General features: G+C 70.1%; 1 protein-coding gene. It reads left to right on the top strand.

What is annotated here, in order from left to right; all coding sequences use genetic code 11:
* A partial coding sequence (locus tag GV790_RS29450; protein WP_163818077.1) for a SpnB-like Rossmann fold domain-containing protein occupies positions 1–328 on the top strand: 328 nt, incomplete at both ends.

The raw sequence follows: 328 nt of genomic DNA, 5'->3' as shown, positions 1-328 counted from the left end.
CGCCCGCACCGGGTACCGACGACACGGCGGACGCTTCCTGGGCACTCACCGCCGAGGCCGAAACCGTCACGGTCGCGGGACAGGCGGCGACGGTGCTGCGCCTGGACGAGCCGTCCGGTGCGGGCGATCTCCCCGCACTGGTACGAGACTCGGTGACCGACCTGACCGCGCGGATGCAGCGATTACTGCAAGCAGACGAACTCGTGGTGGTCGTGACCCGGCAGGCGATGGCAGTGCATCCCGGCGAACCCGTGGATCTGCCCGGCGCTGCGGCCTGGGGTCTGCTGCGCACCGCGCAGAGCGAGAATCCGGGACGGATATTCGTCGT

The sequence above is a fragment of the Nocardia cyriacigeorgica genome (genome assembly GCF_010858045.1).
Lineage (GTDB): Bacteria > Actinomycetota > Actinomycetes > Mycobacteriales > Mycobacteriaceae > Nocardia > Nocardia cyriacigeorgica_E.
This window is presented reverse-complemented; position numbering and strand designations above follow the sequence as displayed.